The organism is Escherichia sp. MOD1-EC5189 (assembly GCF_002966045.1).
Lineage (GTDB): Bacteria > Pseudomonadota > Gammaproteobacteria > Enterobacterales > Enterobacteriaceae > Escherichia > Escherichia coli_F.
This window is the reverse complement of the sequence record NZ_PTRX01000026.1, coordinates 15754-32746: the sequence shown is the minus strand read 5'-3', so window position 1 is coordinate 32746 and position 16993 is coordinate 15754. Positions and strand designations below refer to the sequence as shown.

Annotated in this window: 13 protein-coding genes and 1 pseudogene; 10 read left to right on the top strand and 4 right to left on the bottom strand. The window is 42.3% G+C overall.

The window, feature by feature from the left end; translation table 11 throughout:
• Positions 1-8: 8 nt before the first annotated feature.
• The 8 genes and pseudogenes from ATB02_RS19575 (at position 9) to ATB02_RS19535 (ending at position 8833) form a co-directional block, all read left to right on the top strand.
• Positions 9-1082 carry a fimbrial protein gene (locus ATB02_RS19575; protein ID WP_105272124.1) on the top strand — a complete coding sequence of 358 codons (1074 nt, stop codon included), beginning with the start codon at positions 9-11 and terminating at the stop codon, positions 1080-1082.
• A 246-nt stretch (positions 1083-1328) separates the two neighbouring features.
• Entirely contained in the window at positions 1329-2369 is a 1041-nt protein-coding gene (gene pstS, locus ATB02_RS19570) for a phosphate ABC transporter substrate-binding protein PstS (protein ID WP_000867152.1), read from the top strand.
• 85 nt (positions 2370-2454) lie between these two features.
• A complete protein-coding gene (gene pstC / locus ATB02_RS19565) occupies positions 2455-3414 on the top strand; it encodes a phosphate ABC transporter permease PstC (RefSeq protein ID WP_000741620.1) in 960 nt (319 codons plus the stop codon).
• Complete coding sequence (pstA, locus tag ATB02_RS19560; RefSeq protein WP_001251991.1) at positions 3414-4304, top strand: phosphate ABC transporter permease PstA; 891 nt, start codon at positions 3414-3416, stop codon at positions 4302-4304. Before pstC ends, pstA begins: the two co-directional genes overlap by 1 nt.
• Before the next feature lie 90 nt (positions 4305-4394).
• Positions 4395-5168: a phosphate ABC transporter ATP-binding protein PstB gene (gene pstB / locus ATB02_RS19555; protein ID WP_000063126.1), complete on the top strand. Its 774-nt coding sequence runs from the start codon at positions 4395-4397 to the stop codon at positions 5166-5168.
• Between the two features lie 14 nt (positions 5169-5182).
• Entirely contained in the window at positions 5183-5908 is a 726-nt protein-coding gene (phoU, locus tag ATB02_RS19550; RefSeq protein ID WP_000377789.1) for a phosphate signaling complex protein PhoU, read from the top strand.
• A 426-nt stretch (positions 5909-6334) separates the two neighbouring features.
• A pseudogene (locus ATB02_RS26210) lies at positions 6335-6482 on the top strand (hypothetical protein).
• Positions 6449-8833: a type III effector protein gene (locus ATB02_RS19535; protein ID WP_157945212.1), complete on the top strand. Its 2385-nt coding sequence runs from the start codon at positions 6449-6451 to the stop codon at positions 8831-8833. Before ATB02_RS26210 ends, ATB02_RS19535 begins: the two are co-directional and overlap by 34 nt.
• Before the next feature lie 469 nt (positions 8834-9302).
• Here the strand turns inward: ATB02_RS19535 and ATB02_RS19530 are convergent, their stop codons facing one another.
• Entirely contained in the window at positions 9303-10490 is a 1188-nt protein-coding gene (locus ATB02_RS19530; protein WP_105272122.1) for a pentapeptide repeat-containing protein, read from the bottom strand.
• A gap of 297 nt (positions 10491-10787) precedes the next feature.
• Here ATB02_RS19530 and ATB02_RS19525 point away from each other — a divergent pair, with 297 nt between their 5' ends.
• On the top strand, positions 10788-13190 hold the full coding sequence (locus ATB02_RS19525; protein ID WP_105272121.1) for a type III effector: 2403 nt from the start codon (positions 10788-10790) through the stop codon (positions 13188-13190).
• Between the two features lie 136 nt (positions 13191-13326).
• Here the strand turns inward: ATB02_RS19525 and yieH are convergent, their stop codons facing one another.
• On the bottom strand, positions 13327-13992 hold the full coding sequence (gene yieH / locus ATB02_RS19520) for a 6-phosphogluconate phosphatase (protein WP_105272120.1): 666 nt from the start codon (positions 13990-13992) through the stop codon (positions 13327-13329).
• 166 nt (positions 13993-14158) lie between these two features.
• Between yieH and adeP the strand changes: the two genes are divergently transcribed.
• Positions 14159-15496, top strand: coding sequence for an adenine permease AdeP (adeP, locus tag ATB02_RS19515; protein WP_001353551.1), 1338 nt, complete (start codon positions 14159-14161; stop codon positions 15494-15496).
• Positions 15497-15552: 56 nt separating this feature from the next.
• Here adeP and yieF read toward each other — a convergent pair whose 3' ends face one another.
• Both yieF and ATB02_RS19505 read right to left on the bottom strand, forming a co-directional pair.
• On the bottom strand, positions 15553-16119 hold the full coding sequence (gene yieF, locus ATB02_RS19510; RefSeq protein WP_105272119.1) for a class I chromate reductase YieF: 567 nt from the start codon (positions 16117-16119) through the stop codon (positions 15553-15555).
• 21 nt (positions 16120-16140) lie between these two features.
• Positions 16141-16890, bottom strand: coding sequence for a 4'-phosphopantetheinyl transferase family protein (locus tag ATB02_RS19505; protein WP_001355068.1), 750 nt, complete (start codon positions 16888-16890; stop codon positions 16141-16143).
• Positions 16891-16993: the final 103 nt, after the last annotated feature.

Here is a 16993-nt window from a genome sequence, read left to right as displayed (position 1 = left end):
GGTTTTTTATGAGAAATAATATTCTGTTGTGGTGTTTTTCTATTGTCGCCATTTTTTACACGAGTACGACTCTTGCGGCCCCTCAAGGTATCTGTACTCCGGATAATGGCGTTTTTCATAGTGTGCTTGATTTTCCTGGATATGTTATTACGGCAACTCAGAATAAAGCGGGGACCACATTTAATACAACAGTAACTAATGGCGGGTCTTATCCGGCACATTGTCACTGTAATACAGGAAAGGTCGGTGAATTTCCCTATATTTACTACACGGCAAAAATAAATGATGCTTTAAGTTATGCTGGGGTTCATTCTAATGTAAATTACTATAATCTTAATCCACATCTGGATGTGGGTATAGCAATTGATCTTTTGGGGGTCGGATTTGTTAATGCACCATTCGAGTATCATGCTAATGATCCTGATGTAACTACAGTATATAAGTGTGGAAGAGAGGAGCCATTAGATATTTCTAGTGGTGCCAAGGCTAAGATTTATTTTTATATTAAAAAACCCTTTGCGGGAAAGGTAACTATTCCCACAACGCTTGTTGCGAAGTTGTACGGAACTATCAGCCGTGACACACCGATTGATTATTCGCAGCCGATGGCTGATGTTTATGTTCGTGGAGACATCACTGCGCCACAAAGTTGTGAAATTAATAGTTTACAGCCAATTAATTTTGATTTTAGTACTATTCCAGCCGCAGATTTTTCATCTGTTGTCGGGAGTGCTGTGTCAGCGCATAAAATCACCAAAACTGTCACTATTAAGTGTGAGTATTTAGGAATAATGAATACGGATGATGTCACTACCTCTTTTTATGCTACTGAACCCAGTAGCGATAATTCGATGGTTGTAACATCAAACCCAAATGTAGGGATAAAAGTCTACGATAAAAATAACAGGGAAATCAACGTAAACGGTGGCGAACTACCAACTGATATGGGAGCAACAAGCGTTATTGGTGAGAAAGCTGGCAATGTAACTTTTTCTGCTGCGCCTGCGAGCCTCACTGGTGCACGACCCGCGCCAGGAACATTTACCGCTACGGCAACTATCACCATCGAAATTGTTCGTTAATCAAAGGACAATGGTGCTCCTCGCACCGTTGTCATCAGACACCTCTTTCTAACCTATTTGCACATGACATGACAAAAAGATGACATGGTTTTTCTTTTTGCCTGGTTATAAAAATCAATAAATTACGCATAAATCTCGTTGTGTCATAAAACTGTCATATTCCATACATATAACTGTCACCTGTTTGTCCTATTTTGCTTCTCGTAGCCAACAAACAATGCTTTATGAATCCTCCCAGGAGACATTATGAAAGTTATGCGTACCACCGTCGCAACTGTTGTCGCCGCGACCTTATCGATGAGCGCTTTCTCTGTGTTTGCAGAAGCAAGCCTGACAGGTGCAGGTGCAACCTTCCCTGCGCCGGTGTATGCCAAATGGGCTGACACTTACCAGAAAGAAACCGGTAATAAAGTTAACTACCAGGGTATCGGTTCTTCCGGCGGCGTAAAACAGATTATCGCCAACACCGTTGATTTCGGTGCTTCTGACGCGCCGCTGTCTGACGAAAAACTGGCTCAGGAAGGTCTGTTCCAGTTCCCGACCGTAATTGGCGGCGTGGTGCTGGCGGTTAACATTCCGGGGCTAAAATCTGGCGAACTGGTGCTGGATGGTAAAACCCTCGGCGACATCTACTTGGGCAAAATCAAAAAGTGGGATGATGAAGCCATCGCCAAACTGAATCCGGGTCTGAAACTGCCTTCACAGAACATTGCTGTAGTGCGCCGCGCAGATGGCTCCGGGACATCCTTCGTCTTCACCAGCTACCTGGCGAAAGTGAACGAAGAATGGAAAAACAACGTTGGTACTGGCTCTACCGTAAAATGGCCGATCGGTCTGGGCGGTAAAGGTAACGACGGTATCGCCGCGTTCGTTCAGCGTCTGCCGGGGGCAATTGGTTACGTTGAATATGCTTACGCTAAGCAGAACAACCTGGCATACACCAAACTGATCTCCGCTGATGGTAAACCAGTTAGTCCGACCGAAGAAAACTTCGCTAATGCAGCAAAAGGCGCAGACTGGAGCAAAACATTCGCTCAGGATCTGACCAACCAGAAAGGCGAAGATGCATGGCCTATTACCTCAACCACGTTCATTCTGGTCCACAAAGATCAGAAGAAACCAGAGCAGGGTGTAGAAGTGCTGAAGTTCTTCGACTGGGCGTACAAAACCGGGGCTAAACAGGCGAACGACCTGGATTATGCCAGCCTGCCGGATAGCGTAGTTGAACAGGTTCGCGCTGCGTGGAAGACCAATATTAAAGACAGTAGCGGCAAGCCACTGTACTAATAAAACACCATGCCGGATAAGGCATTAACAGCTTATCCGGCATTACAAAATGACTTTGTAAACGCGTTTAACTGAAGAGTAACTTATGGCTGCAACCAAGCCTGCTTTTAACCCACCGGGTAAAAAGGGCGACATAATTTTCAGCGTGCTGGTAAAACTGGCGGCGCTGATTGTGCTATTGATGTTGGGTGGCATTATTGTCTCTCTGATCATCTCCTCCTGGCCGAGCATTCAGAAATTTGGTCTGGCTTTCCTGTGGACCAAAGAGTGGGATGCGCCGAACGATATCTACGGGGCGCTGGTGCCGATCTACGGTACTCTGGTGACCTCGTTTATCGCGTTGCTGATCGCCGTCCCGGTGAGTTTCGGTATCGCCCTGTTTCTGACCGAGCTTGCGCCTGGCTGGCTGAAGCGCCCGCTGGGTATCGCCATTGAGCTGCTGGCAGCCATTCCAAGTATCGTGTACGGCATGTGGGGCCTGTTTATCTTCGCGCCACTGTTCGCCGTTTACTTCCAGGAGCCGGTCGGCAATATCATGTCGAATATCCCGATTGTTGGCGCGCTGTTCTCCGGCCCGGCCTTTGGTATTGGCATCCTCGCGGCAGGCGTGATCCTCGCCATCATGATTATTCCGTACATTGCAGCGGTAATGCGCGATGTATTCGAGCAAACCCCGGTGATGATGAAAGAGTCAGCCTACGGTATCGGCTGCACCACCTGGGAAGTTATCTGGCGTATCGTTCTTCCGTTCACCAAAAATGGGGTAATCGGCGGCATTATGCTGGGTCTGGGGCGCGCGCTCGGTGAAACCATGGCAGTGACCTTTATCATCGGTAACACCTACCAGCTCGACAGCGCCTCGCTGTACATGCCGGGCAACAGTATCACCTCTGCGCTGGCGAACGAATTTGCTGAAGCGGAATCCGGTCTGCACGTTGCCGCACTGATGGAACTGGGCCTGATCCTGTTTGTGATTACCTTCATCGTCCTCGCTGCATCGAAATTTATGATTATGCGCCTGGCTAAGAATGAGGGGGCACGCTAATGGCTATGGTTGAAATGCAAACCACTGCGGCGCTGGCAGAATCCCGCCGCAAAATGCAGGCGCGTCGCCGCCTCAAGAACCGTATTGCACTGACGCTCTCAATGGCGACGATGGCCTTCGGCCTGTTCTGGCTGATCTGGATTTTAATGTCCACCATCACCCGCGGTATCGACGGTATGTCGCTGGCGCTGTTCACTGAAATGACGCCGCCGCCAAATACGGAAGGCGGTGGTCTGGCGAACGCCCTGGCGGGTAGCGGCCTGTTAATTTTGTGGGCCACGGTATTCGGTACGCCACTGGGCATTATGGCGGGGATTTATCTGGCGGAATATGGACGTAAATCCTGGCTGGCAGAAGTGATTCGCTTCATTAACGACATTCTGCTCTCCGCGCCGTCGATTGTGGTTGGTTTGTTTGTTTACACCATCGTGGTGGCGCAAATGGAGCACTTCTCCGGCTGGGCGGGCGTGATTGCCCTGGCGCTGTTGCAGGTACCGATTGTTATCCGCACCACCGAGAACATGCTGAAACTGGTGCCGGACAGCCTGCGTGAAGCGGCTTATGCGCTGGGTACACCGAAGTGGAAGATGATCTCCGCGATTACGCTAAAAGCGTCGGTGTCCGGGATTATGACCGGTATCCTGCTGGCGATTGCCCGTATTGCTGGTGAAACCGCGCCACTGCTGTTTACTGCGCTCTCCAACCAGTTCTGGAGCACGGACATGATGCAGCCGATTGCCAACCTGCCGGTAACGATCTTTAAGTTTGCGATGAGCCCATTTGCAGAATGGCAGCAATTGGCCTGGGCCGGGGTGTTGATTATTACCCTGTGCGTCCTGCTGCTGAACATTCTGGCGCGCGTTGTTTTTGCGAAGAATAAACACGGTTAACACTTTGCCGGATGCGGTGTGAACGCCTTATCCGGCCTACGGTAAGCCTGATTAGCGAAGTGCATCAGGCACGATGAGGAAAAGATTGCAATGAGTATGGTTGAAACTGCCCCGAGTAAAATTCAGGTTCGTAATTTGAACTTCTACTACGGCAAATTCCATGCCCTGAAAAACATCAACCTGGATATCGCCAAAAACCAGGTTACGGCGTTTATCGGGCCGTCCGGCTGCGGTAAATCGACGCTGCTGCGTACTTTCAATAAAATGTTTGAACTGTATCCGGAGCAGCGTGCGGAAGGTGAGATTCTGCTCGATGGCGACAACATCCTGACTAACACTCAGGATATCGCCCTGCTGCGTGCGAAAGTGGGCATGGTGTTCCAGAAACCGACGCCGTTCCCGATGTCCATTTACGACAACATCGCCTTTGGTGTTCGTCTGTTTGAGAAGCTCTCCCGTGCGGATATGGACGAGCGCGTGCAGTGGGCATTGACCAAAGCCGCATTGTGGAACGAAACCAAAGATAAATTGCACCAGAGCGGTTACTCTCTCTCTGGTGGTCAGCAACAGCGTCTGTGCATTGCGCGTGGTATCGCCATTCGCCCGGAAGTGCTGCTGCTCGACGAACCGTGTTCGGCGCTCGACCCTATCTCTACCGGGCGTATTGAAGAGCTGATCACCGAACTGAAGCAGGATTACACCGTAGTGATCGTCACCCACAACATGCAGCAGGCTGCTCGTTGTTCCGACCACACGGCGTTTATGTACCTGGGCGAATTGATTGAGTTCAGCAACACGGACGATCTGTTCACCAAGCCAGCGAAGAAACAAACAGAAGACTACATCACCGGTCGTTACGGTTGATTCAGGAGTGCGTTATGGACAGTCTCAATCTTAATAAACATATTTCCGGCCAGTTCAACGCCGAACTGGAAAGTATCCGCACGCAGGTGATGACCATGGGCGGCATGGTGGAACAGCAGCTTTCTGATGCAATCACCGCGATGCACAACCAGGACAGCGATCTGGCGAAGCGGGTGATCGAAGGCGACAAAAACGTCAATATGATGGAAGTGGCGATCGATGAAGCCTGCGTGCGCATTATTGCCAAACGTCAGCCGACGGCGAGCGACCTGCGTCTGGTGATGGTGATCAGTAAAACCATTGCCGAGCTGGAGCGTATTGGCGACGTGGCGGACAAAATCTGCCGTACTGCGCTGGAGAAATTCTCCCAGCAGCATCAGCCATTGCTGGTAAGTCTGGAATCACTGGGGCGTCACACTATCCAGATGCTGCATGACGTGCTGGACGCGTTCGCGCGAATGGATATTGACGAAGCGGTGCGAATTTATCGGGAAGATAAAAAAGTCGATCAGGAGTACGAAGGTATTGTTCGTCAACTGATGACCTACATGATGGAAGATTCGCGCACCATTCCGAGCGTCCTTACCGCGCTGTTCTGTGCGCGTTCAATCGAACGTATCGGCGACCGCTGCCAGAATATTTGTGAATACATCTTCTACTACGTGAAAGGTCAGGATTTCCGTCACGTAGGCGGTGATGAGCTGGATAAACTGCTGGCCGGAAAAGACCCGAAAGAGTAACGCTAACTGTAGGTCAGATAAGGCTTTTACGCCGCATCTGGCAATCAGCCCGGTCATACATAGTTACCGGGCTGATAAACTTTCTCCTTGAAATATTGCCACACAAACTCACCTCGAAACTCTCCCCAGTGCAATGCAAATATATTATTTCATTTGAATTATTTTACTTTTAATGTAGTGCCCCGTTATAAATTTTTTTTGTTATTCCTTTCATTTATATCGTTACCCGCACAGAAAATGGAAAAGAAAACAAAAAAACCAGGGTAAAAGCCCTATATCGGAACATAAAAAATGAGCGATTTTTTACAGTATTCATAGGTGGTTTAGTCATAATCGTATCAAAACAACACCAAAGTGTTCTTTTTTATACAAAACGGTTATGTATTGTGAGCGGGCGAATAAATATTGTGTTCAGGAGAAATGATTATGGCTATATCATCATATAGTACAGTTACAGATAAATTTGCTACTCTGACTAAAATGCCAGATGAAAATCTGAATGAAAAAAATAGAACGCAAAAATATTCAGGAAAAATTGGTTTGTCTCTTGATGATGTGGGTAAGTATTCAGTAACTCATAAAGATATAACAAATATTTTAGCTGGTGATAGTCAATCTTTTCTTAAACGAAGTCTTTGGGAGTTTATACTCGATCTTTTTCCCATGTCTCATATTAAGGAGGCTAAACAAGCCATTGTAGATTTTGTGACGAAAACTGATGATAAAGTTGAGATGTTTAATAGAGTTAAATCTCTCGCCGATCAAGATCAACAATGGCGCTTTAATACGACTACAGAATTTACTGTAGATGAAAATAAAGACATTATTGTTAGTAGAGTATTTAATATAAATATTAATGCGCAAGATTATCATAATGATGCTGAAAAAAACACAATGCGTTCTTTATTTTCTGAAGAGCTCAGCTTGGATATTTATAAGCATGATATTCATTTTGATCAGAAGGCTTTTCAATCAGGGATGCTGAAAATACAGTTCCCAAATGATAATGAAAAGCTTAGCGTATATTTAAAAAATAAAATCCCCTTTGAAAATATCACAATCGATTTATCTGCGCTGGAAAAAGAAGCCCTGGCATCTCTAAAATATTGTAACTTTAAAAAAGTGACATTCACTGGTGCTATATCTTACGAAAATCTTAATGGTTCAGTATTTGGAAATTGTTTTTTTGAGGACTGTATTTTTGAGAATGTGTCACTTGTTAGCTCCAGGTATCGAGTAAAACCAAATAATGAAATACCTATTTACGGCGTGTTTAAAGAGTGTTTTCTGTATCGATGTGAAATAAAAAATTTTAACATAGATACATCAAAAATATACTCTGTAAATCAAGATCCCAATGTGGGTAAGCCAGTTGGTGCATATCTGTTTATGCAGTCATTTGTAGATGAGTGTACTCTTCAGGATGGAGTGTGTAAAAATGCAAGTGTTATTGCAAGCAGTTTGTTATGTTGTAAAATAGCAAAGCTTAATGGTGCTGAAATGGATTTCATAGGGACTTCGTTTTATCACAAATATAAATGTGAATTAAAATATGATAATCATTTTTATAATTGTGATTTTAGCTCCTCTGATATGACATACAAGCGAAATGGAATTCGCAAAGATTTACTGGATTTTGATCCCAGAGAGTATTTCAAAAAGGATGGAGGTAAACTTAATCTGGATAAACGCATTTCTGACCTTATCTACATTAATCTTTTCCCTAATATGAGTGGCGGTCGTTATATAAATGATAAATACGTTGCTGATGATATAGATAAATATTTAAAACTTAGTAATTGCAATTTACTTAAAACTTGTTTGGGCGAGTCAATCAATGGAATTAAATTGGATGATTGTGCTATTGATCATTTAACCACTTGGTTAAGTGGTAATCTTGCTGCGAACACCCAGATTAGAATTCCTGTTTATATGGACATGAAAGGAGCTATAGCTGAAAATGGCATTTCAGATTTCATGAAAAATTTAATGGAAATTAATTCATGGGTAGAAGAATTTAATAATTATGGCAAGGATGCGGAAAGTCATTACCAAAAGGAACTATTATATTTACAATCTTTGTTGGTCAAGCTGGGGCGCTTCAATCTTGATGATGAAGGAAAAAAATATCAACTTAATGGTGAAGCTATCCAGTATATTATATTAAAAGTTTTGTACAATATAGAAAAAGATATAGCCAATGAAATAGATATTGATAAAGTGAATTTCATGCATAAGCTCTATACTGGATTCTTTTGGCAAAGACCTTACGATCAACGTAACTATTTAAAAATAAATCGTTCTGCTATTTCAAACAGCAAAACATTTCACTTCCACTTTGATTTTAATGATTTGCGAAATATTTACAAAGAATATAATAAAAATCATAAAGATGATAGTTTTGATAAAATGCAAAAGATTTTTTTAGCATTGAATGAATTTAAGGAAAGAACGAAAATAAATTATAGGGATTATAGAAAAGTATCAAAATATGTAGATGATAAAGTCGATTTATTCTCTGGCATTGAGCAATACTTACGGTGGGTAATTGAGAAAAATAATGACTATAATAAGGAAAATTATGGCGATATAAAAGACAAATATGCCAAACTTATTGTCGAAAGAAATGATTTAGTCGATACTAAGGATCAATTGATTAAAGAGGATTTTTACTTAAATAATAAAGACAATAAAGATAAAAAAGATGCGGAAAGAATTAATGAGATTAAGGGGATAATAAAGGTGATAGATGGAAAAATACCAAATATAAGTAAAGAGATTCTACATCTTAAGGATGAAACAGAGAGATTGGAGAAAGAGTATCAACAAGAAAATACACTTAATGATGTAGTTCAAAATATCAGGAGTTGGCTAAAAGAAAATGAAAATATGGTGAAAGCTATTAAGAAAATTGATACTGAATAACATGGCGAATAAATAAACGGATCAAGTCGTTCCTGTGACAATGAGGTTATACGAAAAGACGCTTACTCATCAGAAATTTGGTATGCTTTAATTAAACCAGTGTCGCTGATGTGTAAGCGTTGACGTTGGGAGGCGATTAAATGGTTATACCACTCCTACGCCTTTTCCAGACGGCGTATAAGAGTGCAACATGTTGAGTTTTCCGAGCGAATGGTGCATTTTACTAACCGAGCCATTTGAAACAACCAACGCAATAAAAAAGACTGGAATAATAAGCCTGTATTTATTATTCATCGCAATCGCACTCTACGGTTTTATCCTGCAGAAATGAGACTACTTCCAGCGGTTGTGGATTATCCCTGGGCGATAGTCATAGTCTGGTGTCAGGATTCACAAATGACCTGTTACCTGACATGGATATAAACACAACATAGAGTGCGGTAGTTAATCTGAATCATCTATTTTTCGGCTACACAGCACAAAACAACATTATTGATTCTTTATAAGAGAGAATCTCTCCATTATTTTTATATAAATCATTATTAAGAAAATCCAGAAGCTCTTGCCTTACACTATAAATATTGACTTTTTGGTCAACCAACGACAGTAATATATCCTTGATACCTTTTAATTTCATATTTCTATCAGATATTGTATTAAAAGTGAAGATGATATTACGTTTATTACAACTGGAGAACCAATATTTTAGAGTATTATTCGTCCACTTTGTTGGTGTCTTAATTAGTTGCGCTGTTGTTGTTTTTACATTGTTAAATGTAGAACCGCTAAAATTTGTCCCGACGCACGAAATGAAATTCATCTCTGAATTGTCAAAATTGCAATTCTTTATCTCACACATATCAAGGTTAACATCATGAAATGTCGAATATTTCATGTTTGCATGTGAAAATAAACATGCAATAAACGTTATATATTGCAACCTGGCATTACAAAAAGATTTATTTTTAAAATCAAAACAAAAGGTTTTTTTTATTTTGAAATTGTTATTATATCTGCAATGTAAAGAAATCATGTTTTTTATTAACTGATAACACCATTGTGATGATTCTGGTAATTCATAGGGATGTAAATGGATGTTTTCATCGAATATAACCTGTGAGTTATGGTTGTTTATTGAAGATATATGGAAGCTATCATTTGTTAAAGCTATGGTTGTGCTAAAATTATGGTGGTGATCAGCGCTCATGAAATCAAATGTAACAATGTCGTTGTTTTCTTTCTTTTCTTTGTGATATGCGTTTAAAAAAGAAATATTTTCGATCTGTTCATCAGTTAATGTCAATGGCATTTCGTCATCAAAGAAAGCGTAATCGGCATTTGGGACTGGAATATTTTCAATTGAGCATAGTTTTAATAAAAAAATATGAAAACAATGGAACTTATTTTTATGCATAAGAGAACTTAATCTCTGTTGTATCTTCTGTAGTTGTCCTTTGGGAAGTAAATGCTGTAAATTTGAAAATGAGCCATCTAAAATATATTTATATGTAAAAAGGTCCTCTCTCTGACCAGTTATCAAAAAATCGTCAGGTATTTTAGAAAAACGATTGATATGACATAAATATTCCATTTGCTCCATGTCTATATACTTATGGGGAACTGCGTGGTTTGGTGGTGTGCCAATAAGATTATCCATAAATCACCTTGATAAAATTTAATAAAATCTCTTTATTCTAACATTGACAATATAACCAGCTATAAAAAATCGCTCATTTTCGGATATTGCGGTTTACCTGAGGGATGGTTCGTTATGCCTAAAAATTGGGAATCCAGGGTAAACACCCTGGATTAAATCGAGGGAAATGAGCTATTTTTTACAGTATTCACTGGTAATATAAGTAACACTTGTTGCTAACCTGGCTAGCGGTAGTGTTAATTAACAATCTAGATGTCGTTATTTTTAAACACCCCAATATTGCACATCGGAGGATTTATGGTTGCTAAATTAAGATCAGATGTTCTTATAAATACTAATCCCTTTTCAGAAGTGAAAAATGAGAAGCATAAGCATAACGGATATTCTGACAAGGTTACTTTAGATATTAATAATAAGAAATACGATGTAAATTTTAAGGATATTGAAAATATTCTGGATGGTAATGGGGCATTATTTAAAAAACGTACACTGTGGGAGTTTATTCGCGATCTTTTTCCCGGATCGCATATTAAACAAGTTAAAAGCTTAATTTACGAATTTGTGACAAAAAATGATAATAAAGCGGAGATGTTCAAGAATATTAAATCTCTGGCCAAAGTAGAAGAACAATGGCGATTTAGTACTACTACAGATTTTACCACAAATGAAAATAATGAAGTGGTTGTGTGTAGATCTTTTAATCTCTACACGGGGGAGACTGTAAATGAGGCCGATAAGCATCAAGTTTTTTCTGAAAGATTCACTCTTGATAACTATCTTGATGATTTACATTTTGATAATTCTCCCATGAAGAGATTAAAGTTTTCTGATAATGCTGTAAAACTTACGACGCTTATTAAAAATAAAATCCCTATTTTTGATACAACTATCAATTTAACTTCGTTGCCTAAAGATGTATTAAATTCATTAAAATATTGTAGTTTTAAAAATGTAACTTTTTCAGGAAATATAGAAACTCCGACCCTTGAAGGCCCAATTTTTGAAAATTGTTATTTCGAAGATTGTAAGTTCAACAACATACATTTTTATGATCCTAATGAAAAAACTGCAGAGTCAGGAAATGAAAAATCAATAATAGGTATGTTTAAAGGTTGTTTTATTTCTAAATGCGAAATAAAACAATATAGTTGTGAGACGTCTCAAGTCTACACCGTTAAACAACCCGTCAATATCCAAGAAAAATTAGGGGCTTATCTCTTTATGCAGTCTTTTGTTCAAGACTGTACAATTCAGGGAGGTAGTTGTCCTGGATCGAGTATACTTCTGAGTCATTTTTATAACTGTGATATCACAGGACTTGAAGCTCCTGGAATGAAATTTTTGGCAAACTCATTCAACAAGTCTAATAATAATTACATCAGGGGGAGGGATCATGGGATAGTATTTAATAATTGTACTTTGAACTATATTAAAATAAACAGTGGTCTTGGTGAAGCTGGTTCAGGTAAATATATGTTTAACCCCGTTGAGTATTTTTCTGATCGCATTGAAAGAAGATCGAGAACTCTTAAGTTAGATGATAATTTTATTAAATGTGCAGACAATATTAATAAAGGTATTAACTCTTCATATAGCAATGAAAATACAGAGAATAATAACATTTTCTTTAAAAATAGTCGTTTGCACGGGGCGGATCTGGGCTATTGTTACAGAGAAGACAGACTCGAAGGCTGTGCTATCGATTCTGCTACAATTTATTCACAAGGTAGTCTTACCGATAAAAAATACATTTATATGAATATAGACGGAGCTATAAGTAAAGAACAAATACCTAATTTCATAAATCAGGCAGATGCTCTATATAAAGACATAGGGGAACTTGAAAAATCCTTGCCAAATACTCGGCTAATATATGAAAAAGCATTTGCAGAATTACAGTCGTTTTTAGCCGCACTCTATAATGAAAATGGATCGTTTAAAGAGGAATTTTCTTTTGATATTGAAAAAGCTAATTTTTTTATCTTCAAAGATATGCATGGTAGGGCACAACATATCATTAACAATATGATGGGACGTGACAGAATTAACTTTGTTGAATCTGTCATAAAAGAAAAAATTTCGCAGTCAAATGCACAAGAAGATCTTAAATATTCAGAAGAATTTATCCGAAAAGAAAGGCAAGAGTCTCATAACCAATTTGATAGAAATTTAAATTTCAAATTTAAAGATCTTGTCCACCTATTTGACGATGTTGATATAGACAAAATAGAGCTAAAAAAACAACTAGAAAAAATAAAATCTTTTAAAGAACTTTACGACTCAGCACTCAATAATTTTGCTTTCGATTTTCAAAATTTAGCAGGTATATTTAAAATTAACAAGGAAAGTTTAACCAAATATTATCAGGAAGTAAAAGAGTCCAATGAAGGTTACGAGGACATATTGCAAAAAATTAACGAATTAACAAAAGAACATAATGAAATTGTGAAAGAGAAAGCACAACTAGTTAGTGAAAACAAAGATAATTTGACGCGTAATGATATACAAAGAAAATTAAATAACTTTAAGATTGATATTGATAAAATAGATGATGAAATACGAACTTACCAGGATATTGTTCAAAATTATAGTCGGGAGAAAAAATATAAAAAGTATAAAAAACTCAGTGAAATAATCTTGAATATTATTACATGGTTCGATAAATATCCCGATATTGTGAAAAATATAACCCAGGCTTAGCTAAGCAGAGAGTGATTGACTGGACGAATAACGACATAAATTTTTGAAAGGGAAACATACGCTTACTCATCAGACACTTGGTAGTCTTTATCTCAAACCAGCGTGACTGATGTGTAAGCGTTAAAGTTCGGAGCAATTAACGCGCTATATCCCAGCCGCGTGCCTTCCAGAGCGCAGGCAGCTGCCCCAGCTCGGTAAAGGTGGTGACTTTCGGGTGAACGATCGGCTTATTGTGCGGGTCAGCGCAGAAGTAAAACACTTCCATACCGGCATCTATCCCTGACTGCGCACCGGCGCTGGAGTCATCGACCAGAATGCAGTTTTCAACGTTCACATTCATCGCTTTTGCCGCATGGAACATTAATGCCGGATCGGGCTTCCAACGCTGGATATCGTAGCCGCTGAACAGTTTTTCCGGGAAGTAGTGCAGCATATTGAGCTTACCAAGCGAATGCTGCATTTTGCTCACCGGGCCATTAGAAACCACGCACATCGGCACGTTAACGCTCGCCAGCAATTCGTTCGCTCCCGCGATGACCTCTAGTTCGCTATCAAACAGGCGGGTGACTTCTGCGCGGTAAACGTGCTCTGCATCGGCCTGGACCATCGTCACGCCCTGCTCTTTACTGATGATATCGATGATTTCATAGAGTTTTACGCCTTTAAAACGGGTAAAAATCTCTTCCAGGTCAACGTTAATGCCAAATTCCCTGAACATCGTCACATATGCGCGAGAGCAAATGACCTCGCTATCGACCAGCGTACCGTCGCAGTCAAAAAATACCGCTTCTATCTGGGACATGTCTTTCCTTTATCATTAGTTTAACGTTTTCGTCATGCAAATTTGCACAACGCAATCGTTGCCGTATAAGCAAATACAATGAAAAAAAGTTATCTTCAGCCGTCCATATTGTCTCATTTTGGTATACGATAGCGACGGATTTTCCCTCCTTGTTCGGAAATAGATAATGAGTCAACAACACACAACCCAGGCTTCTGGTCAGGGGATGCTGGAACGCGTGTTTAAACTGCGCGAACATGGCACGACGGCTCGGACCGAAGTGATCGCCGGTTTTACCACCTTCCTGACGATGGTTTACATCGTTTTTGTTAACCCGCAAATTCTTGGCGTTGCTGGCATGGACACCAGCGCCGTCTTCGTCACCACTTGTCTGATTGCTGCATTTGGCAGCATTCTGATGGGACTGTTTGCTAATCTGCCAGTTGCACTGGCACCAGCAATGGGCCTGAACGCATTCTTCGCTTTTGTGGTTGTACAGGCGATGGGCTTGCCGTGGCAGGTCGGGATGGGCGCAATCTTCTGGGGCGCGATTGGTCTATTGTTACTGACAGTTTTCCGCATTCGCTACTGGATGATTGCTAACATTCCGGTAAGTCTGCGTGTGGGCATCACCAGCGGTATCGGCCTGTTCATTGGCATGATGGGGCTGAAAAACGCGGGCGTGATTGTCGCGAATCCCGAAACGCTGGTGAGCATCGGTAACCTGACTTCTCACAGCGTGCTGCTGGGGATCCTCGGCTTCTTCATCATCGCCATTCTGGCCTCGCGCAACATTCACGCGGCGGTGCTGGTTTCCATCGTGGTGACGACGCTGCTGGGCTGGATGCTGGGTGATGTCCACTACAATGGCATCGTTTCTGCGCCGCCGAGCGTAATGACAGTCGTGGGTCATGTAGATTTAGCCGGGTCGTTTAACCTCGGGCTGGCAGGGGTGATTTTCTCTTTCATGCTGGTCAACCTGTTTGACTCCTCCGGTACGCTGATTGGCGTGACCGATAAAGCAGGTCTGGCGGATGAGAAAGGTAAATTCCCGCGCATGAAGCAGGCGCTGTATGTCGACAGTATCTCTTCGGTGACCGGTTCGTTTATCGGTACTTCTTCTGTTACGGCGTATATTGAGTCCTCTTCCGGCGTTTCCGTTGGCGGTCGTACCGGTCTGACGGCAGTGGTTGTTGGTCTGCTGTTCCTGCTGGTTATCTTCCTGTCGCCGCTGGCGGGAATGGTGCCGGGATATGCCGCAGCTGGCGCGTTGATCTACGTTGGTGTGCTGATGACCTCAAGTCTTGCTCGCGTGAATTGGCAGGATCTTACCGAATCCGTTCCAGCGTTTATTACCGCCGTGATGATGCCGTTCAGCTTCTCGATTACCGAAGGTATCGCACTGGGCTTTATCTCCTACTGCGTGATGAAAATCGGTACCGGACGTCTGCGTGATCTTAGCCCGTGTGTGGTTGTGGTGGCGCTGCTGTTTATCCTGAAGATTGTATTTATCGACGCTCACTAAAACCGATAGTTCGTTAAAAAAACCCGCCACGCGCTACCGCAGGCGGGTTTTTTTATTTAGCGTTTTACCCTTTGAATAAACTCGCTAAATGCGGTCAATTGTCCGGTCAGGTGATCCAGCGTTCCCTGATCAATCACTTCTCCGGTTTGCGGATCGATTTTGTTTTGAATCACGCCGCCCATAAATTCCGGCTTGTTCATCACCATTGCATCGAGAAAAACCAGAATCTGGCGCAGGTGATACTGACAGCGCGCGCCGCCAATCACGCCCATTGAGCTGGTCTGAATCAACACCGGTTTACCAGCCAGAGGTTGATCCGGCAGGCGGGAAAGCCAGTCGATGGCATTTTTCAGCCCGCCCGGTACCGAGTAGTTATATTCCGGCGTGACGATCACCACACCGTCAGCCTGACGGATCTGCTCCGCCATAGCTTCTACCGTTGCGGGAAAACCTTCTTCCTGCTGTACATCAGCGTCATACAGGGGAATGTCGGCAATGGAAGGTAATGCATTGATTTCCATGCTAGCAGGAGCAATTTTCGGCAGGGTACGTGCAACCATGCCATTAAATGAGCCTTTGCGCAGGCTTCCCAGTAACGTAACCACCTTCAATTTTTCAGACATGATGACTCCTGTGGTTGTCTATCAATTTGGCGAAAAAGACTTCATGGTAGAGAGTTGGGCAAAACGCATCATCCTGCTGGTAGGATTGTTGGCGCGGCTGTGAATATCCGGCAGGCTTTTCCAGCCGCGTTTGCCATCTAACTCCCAGACACTGAGCTTTTCAATTGTGGGCGTGACCGCCACGGACCACACCAGCACGTCCTCCGCGTCGCATAACGCTTCTACATGATTTACATGAGCACATTTCAGGCGTCCGGCAATGGGCAGCAGCTGCAGATCGCGCGGATCGTCATTCAAAACATCACCGGTTAGTTTTAGCACGCTTCGGCGCAACGTGATGAGTTGCGCCCGCGCTTCGTTAGGATCGTTTTGTTTACTGATCCATAGCGATTCATTGCTGGAAAAGGTGTGGTTATCGAGCGCGTGTGGGCTATGAAACCCGCGCGTCGCACGCTGCAGTTCCATATCGAGGCCACATTCACCTTCGGTTGTTAGCGCCACGCCAACCATATTCCCGGCATAGGAAATAGAAAACGAGGGCAAATTTTTATCACTGAAAACCGGTTTTCCTTTCGGCAGGGTGACGATTTCCGGTAATTCGCCGATGCCATACAGCATGAACATCAGTTCTGCGAGTAAACCTCTGGACGCCAGGAAACGGCTTTGACGATGAGGGGGAATATTTCGGGCTTCTTGATGACACTGGGAGGAGAGACGAACAGAAATCAGATGTCCTTCCGTTAAAATCCCTCGGGCAAAGTGAGTCGCCATTTTTCGCTCCATGCTTAATGGTCCATTATGAATACAAGAGTAATCATTTACTGGAATGATGGACAGACTAAAGCAGCTAAAAGTTCGATTCAGACAATCTTAT

Excerpts from the sequence above, each read along its gene's own strand:
- ATB02_RS19575 (WP_105272124.1), top strand. The coding sequence starts at position 9 with ATGAGAAATAATATTCTGTTGTGGTGTTTTTCTATTGTCGCCATTTTT.
- pstS (WP_000867152.1), top strand. The coding sequence starts at position 1,329 with ATGAAAGTTATGCGTACCACCGTCGCAACTGTTGTCGCCGCGACCTTA.
- pstC (WP_000741620.1), top strand. The coding sequence starts at position 2,455 with ATGGCTGCAACCAAGCCTGCTTTTAACCCACCGGGTAAAAAGGGCGAC.
- pstA (WP_001251991.1), top strand. The coding sequence starts at position 3,414 with ATGGCTATGGTTGAAATGCAAACCACTGCGGCGCTGGCAGAATCCCGC.
- pstB (WP_000063126.1), top strand. The coding sequence starts at position 4,395 with ATGAGTATGGTTGAAACTGCCCCGAGTAAAATTCAGGTTCGTAATTTG.
- phoU (WP_000377789.1), top strand. The coding sequence starts at position 5,183 with ATGGACAGTCTCAATCTTAATAAACATATTTCCGGCCAGTTCAACGCC.
- ATB02_RS19530 (WP_105272122.1), bottom strand. The coding sequence starts at position 10,490 with ATGGATAATCTTATTGGCACACCACCAAACCACGCAGTTCCCCATAAG.
- ATB02_RS19525 (WP_105272121.1), top strand. The coding sequence starts at position 10,788 with ATGGTTGCTAAATTAAGATCAGATGTTCTTATAAATACTAATCCCTTT.
- yieH (WP_105272120.1), bottom strand. The coding sequence starts at position 13,992 with ATGTCCCAGATAGAAGCGGTATTTTTTGACTGCGACGGTACGCTGGTC.
- adeP (WP_001353551.1), top strand. The coding sequence starts at position 14,159 with ATGAGTCAACAACACACAACCCAGGCTTCTGGTCAGGGGATGCTGGAA.
- yieF (WP_105272119.1), bottom strand. The coding sequence starts at position 16,119 with ATGTCTGAAAAATTGAAGGTGGTTACGTTACTGGGAAGCCTGCGCAAA.
- ATB02_RS19505 (WP_001355068.1), bottom strand. The coding sequence starts at position 16,890 with ATGGCGACTCACTTTGCCCGAGGGATTTTAACGGAAGGACATCTGATT.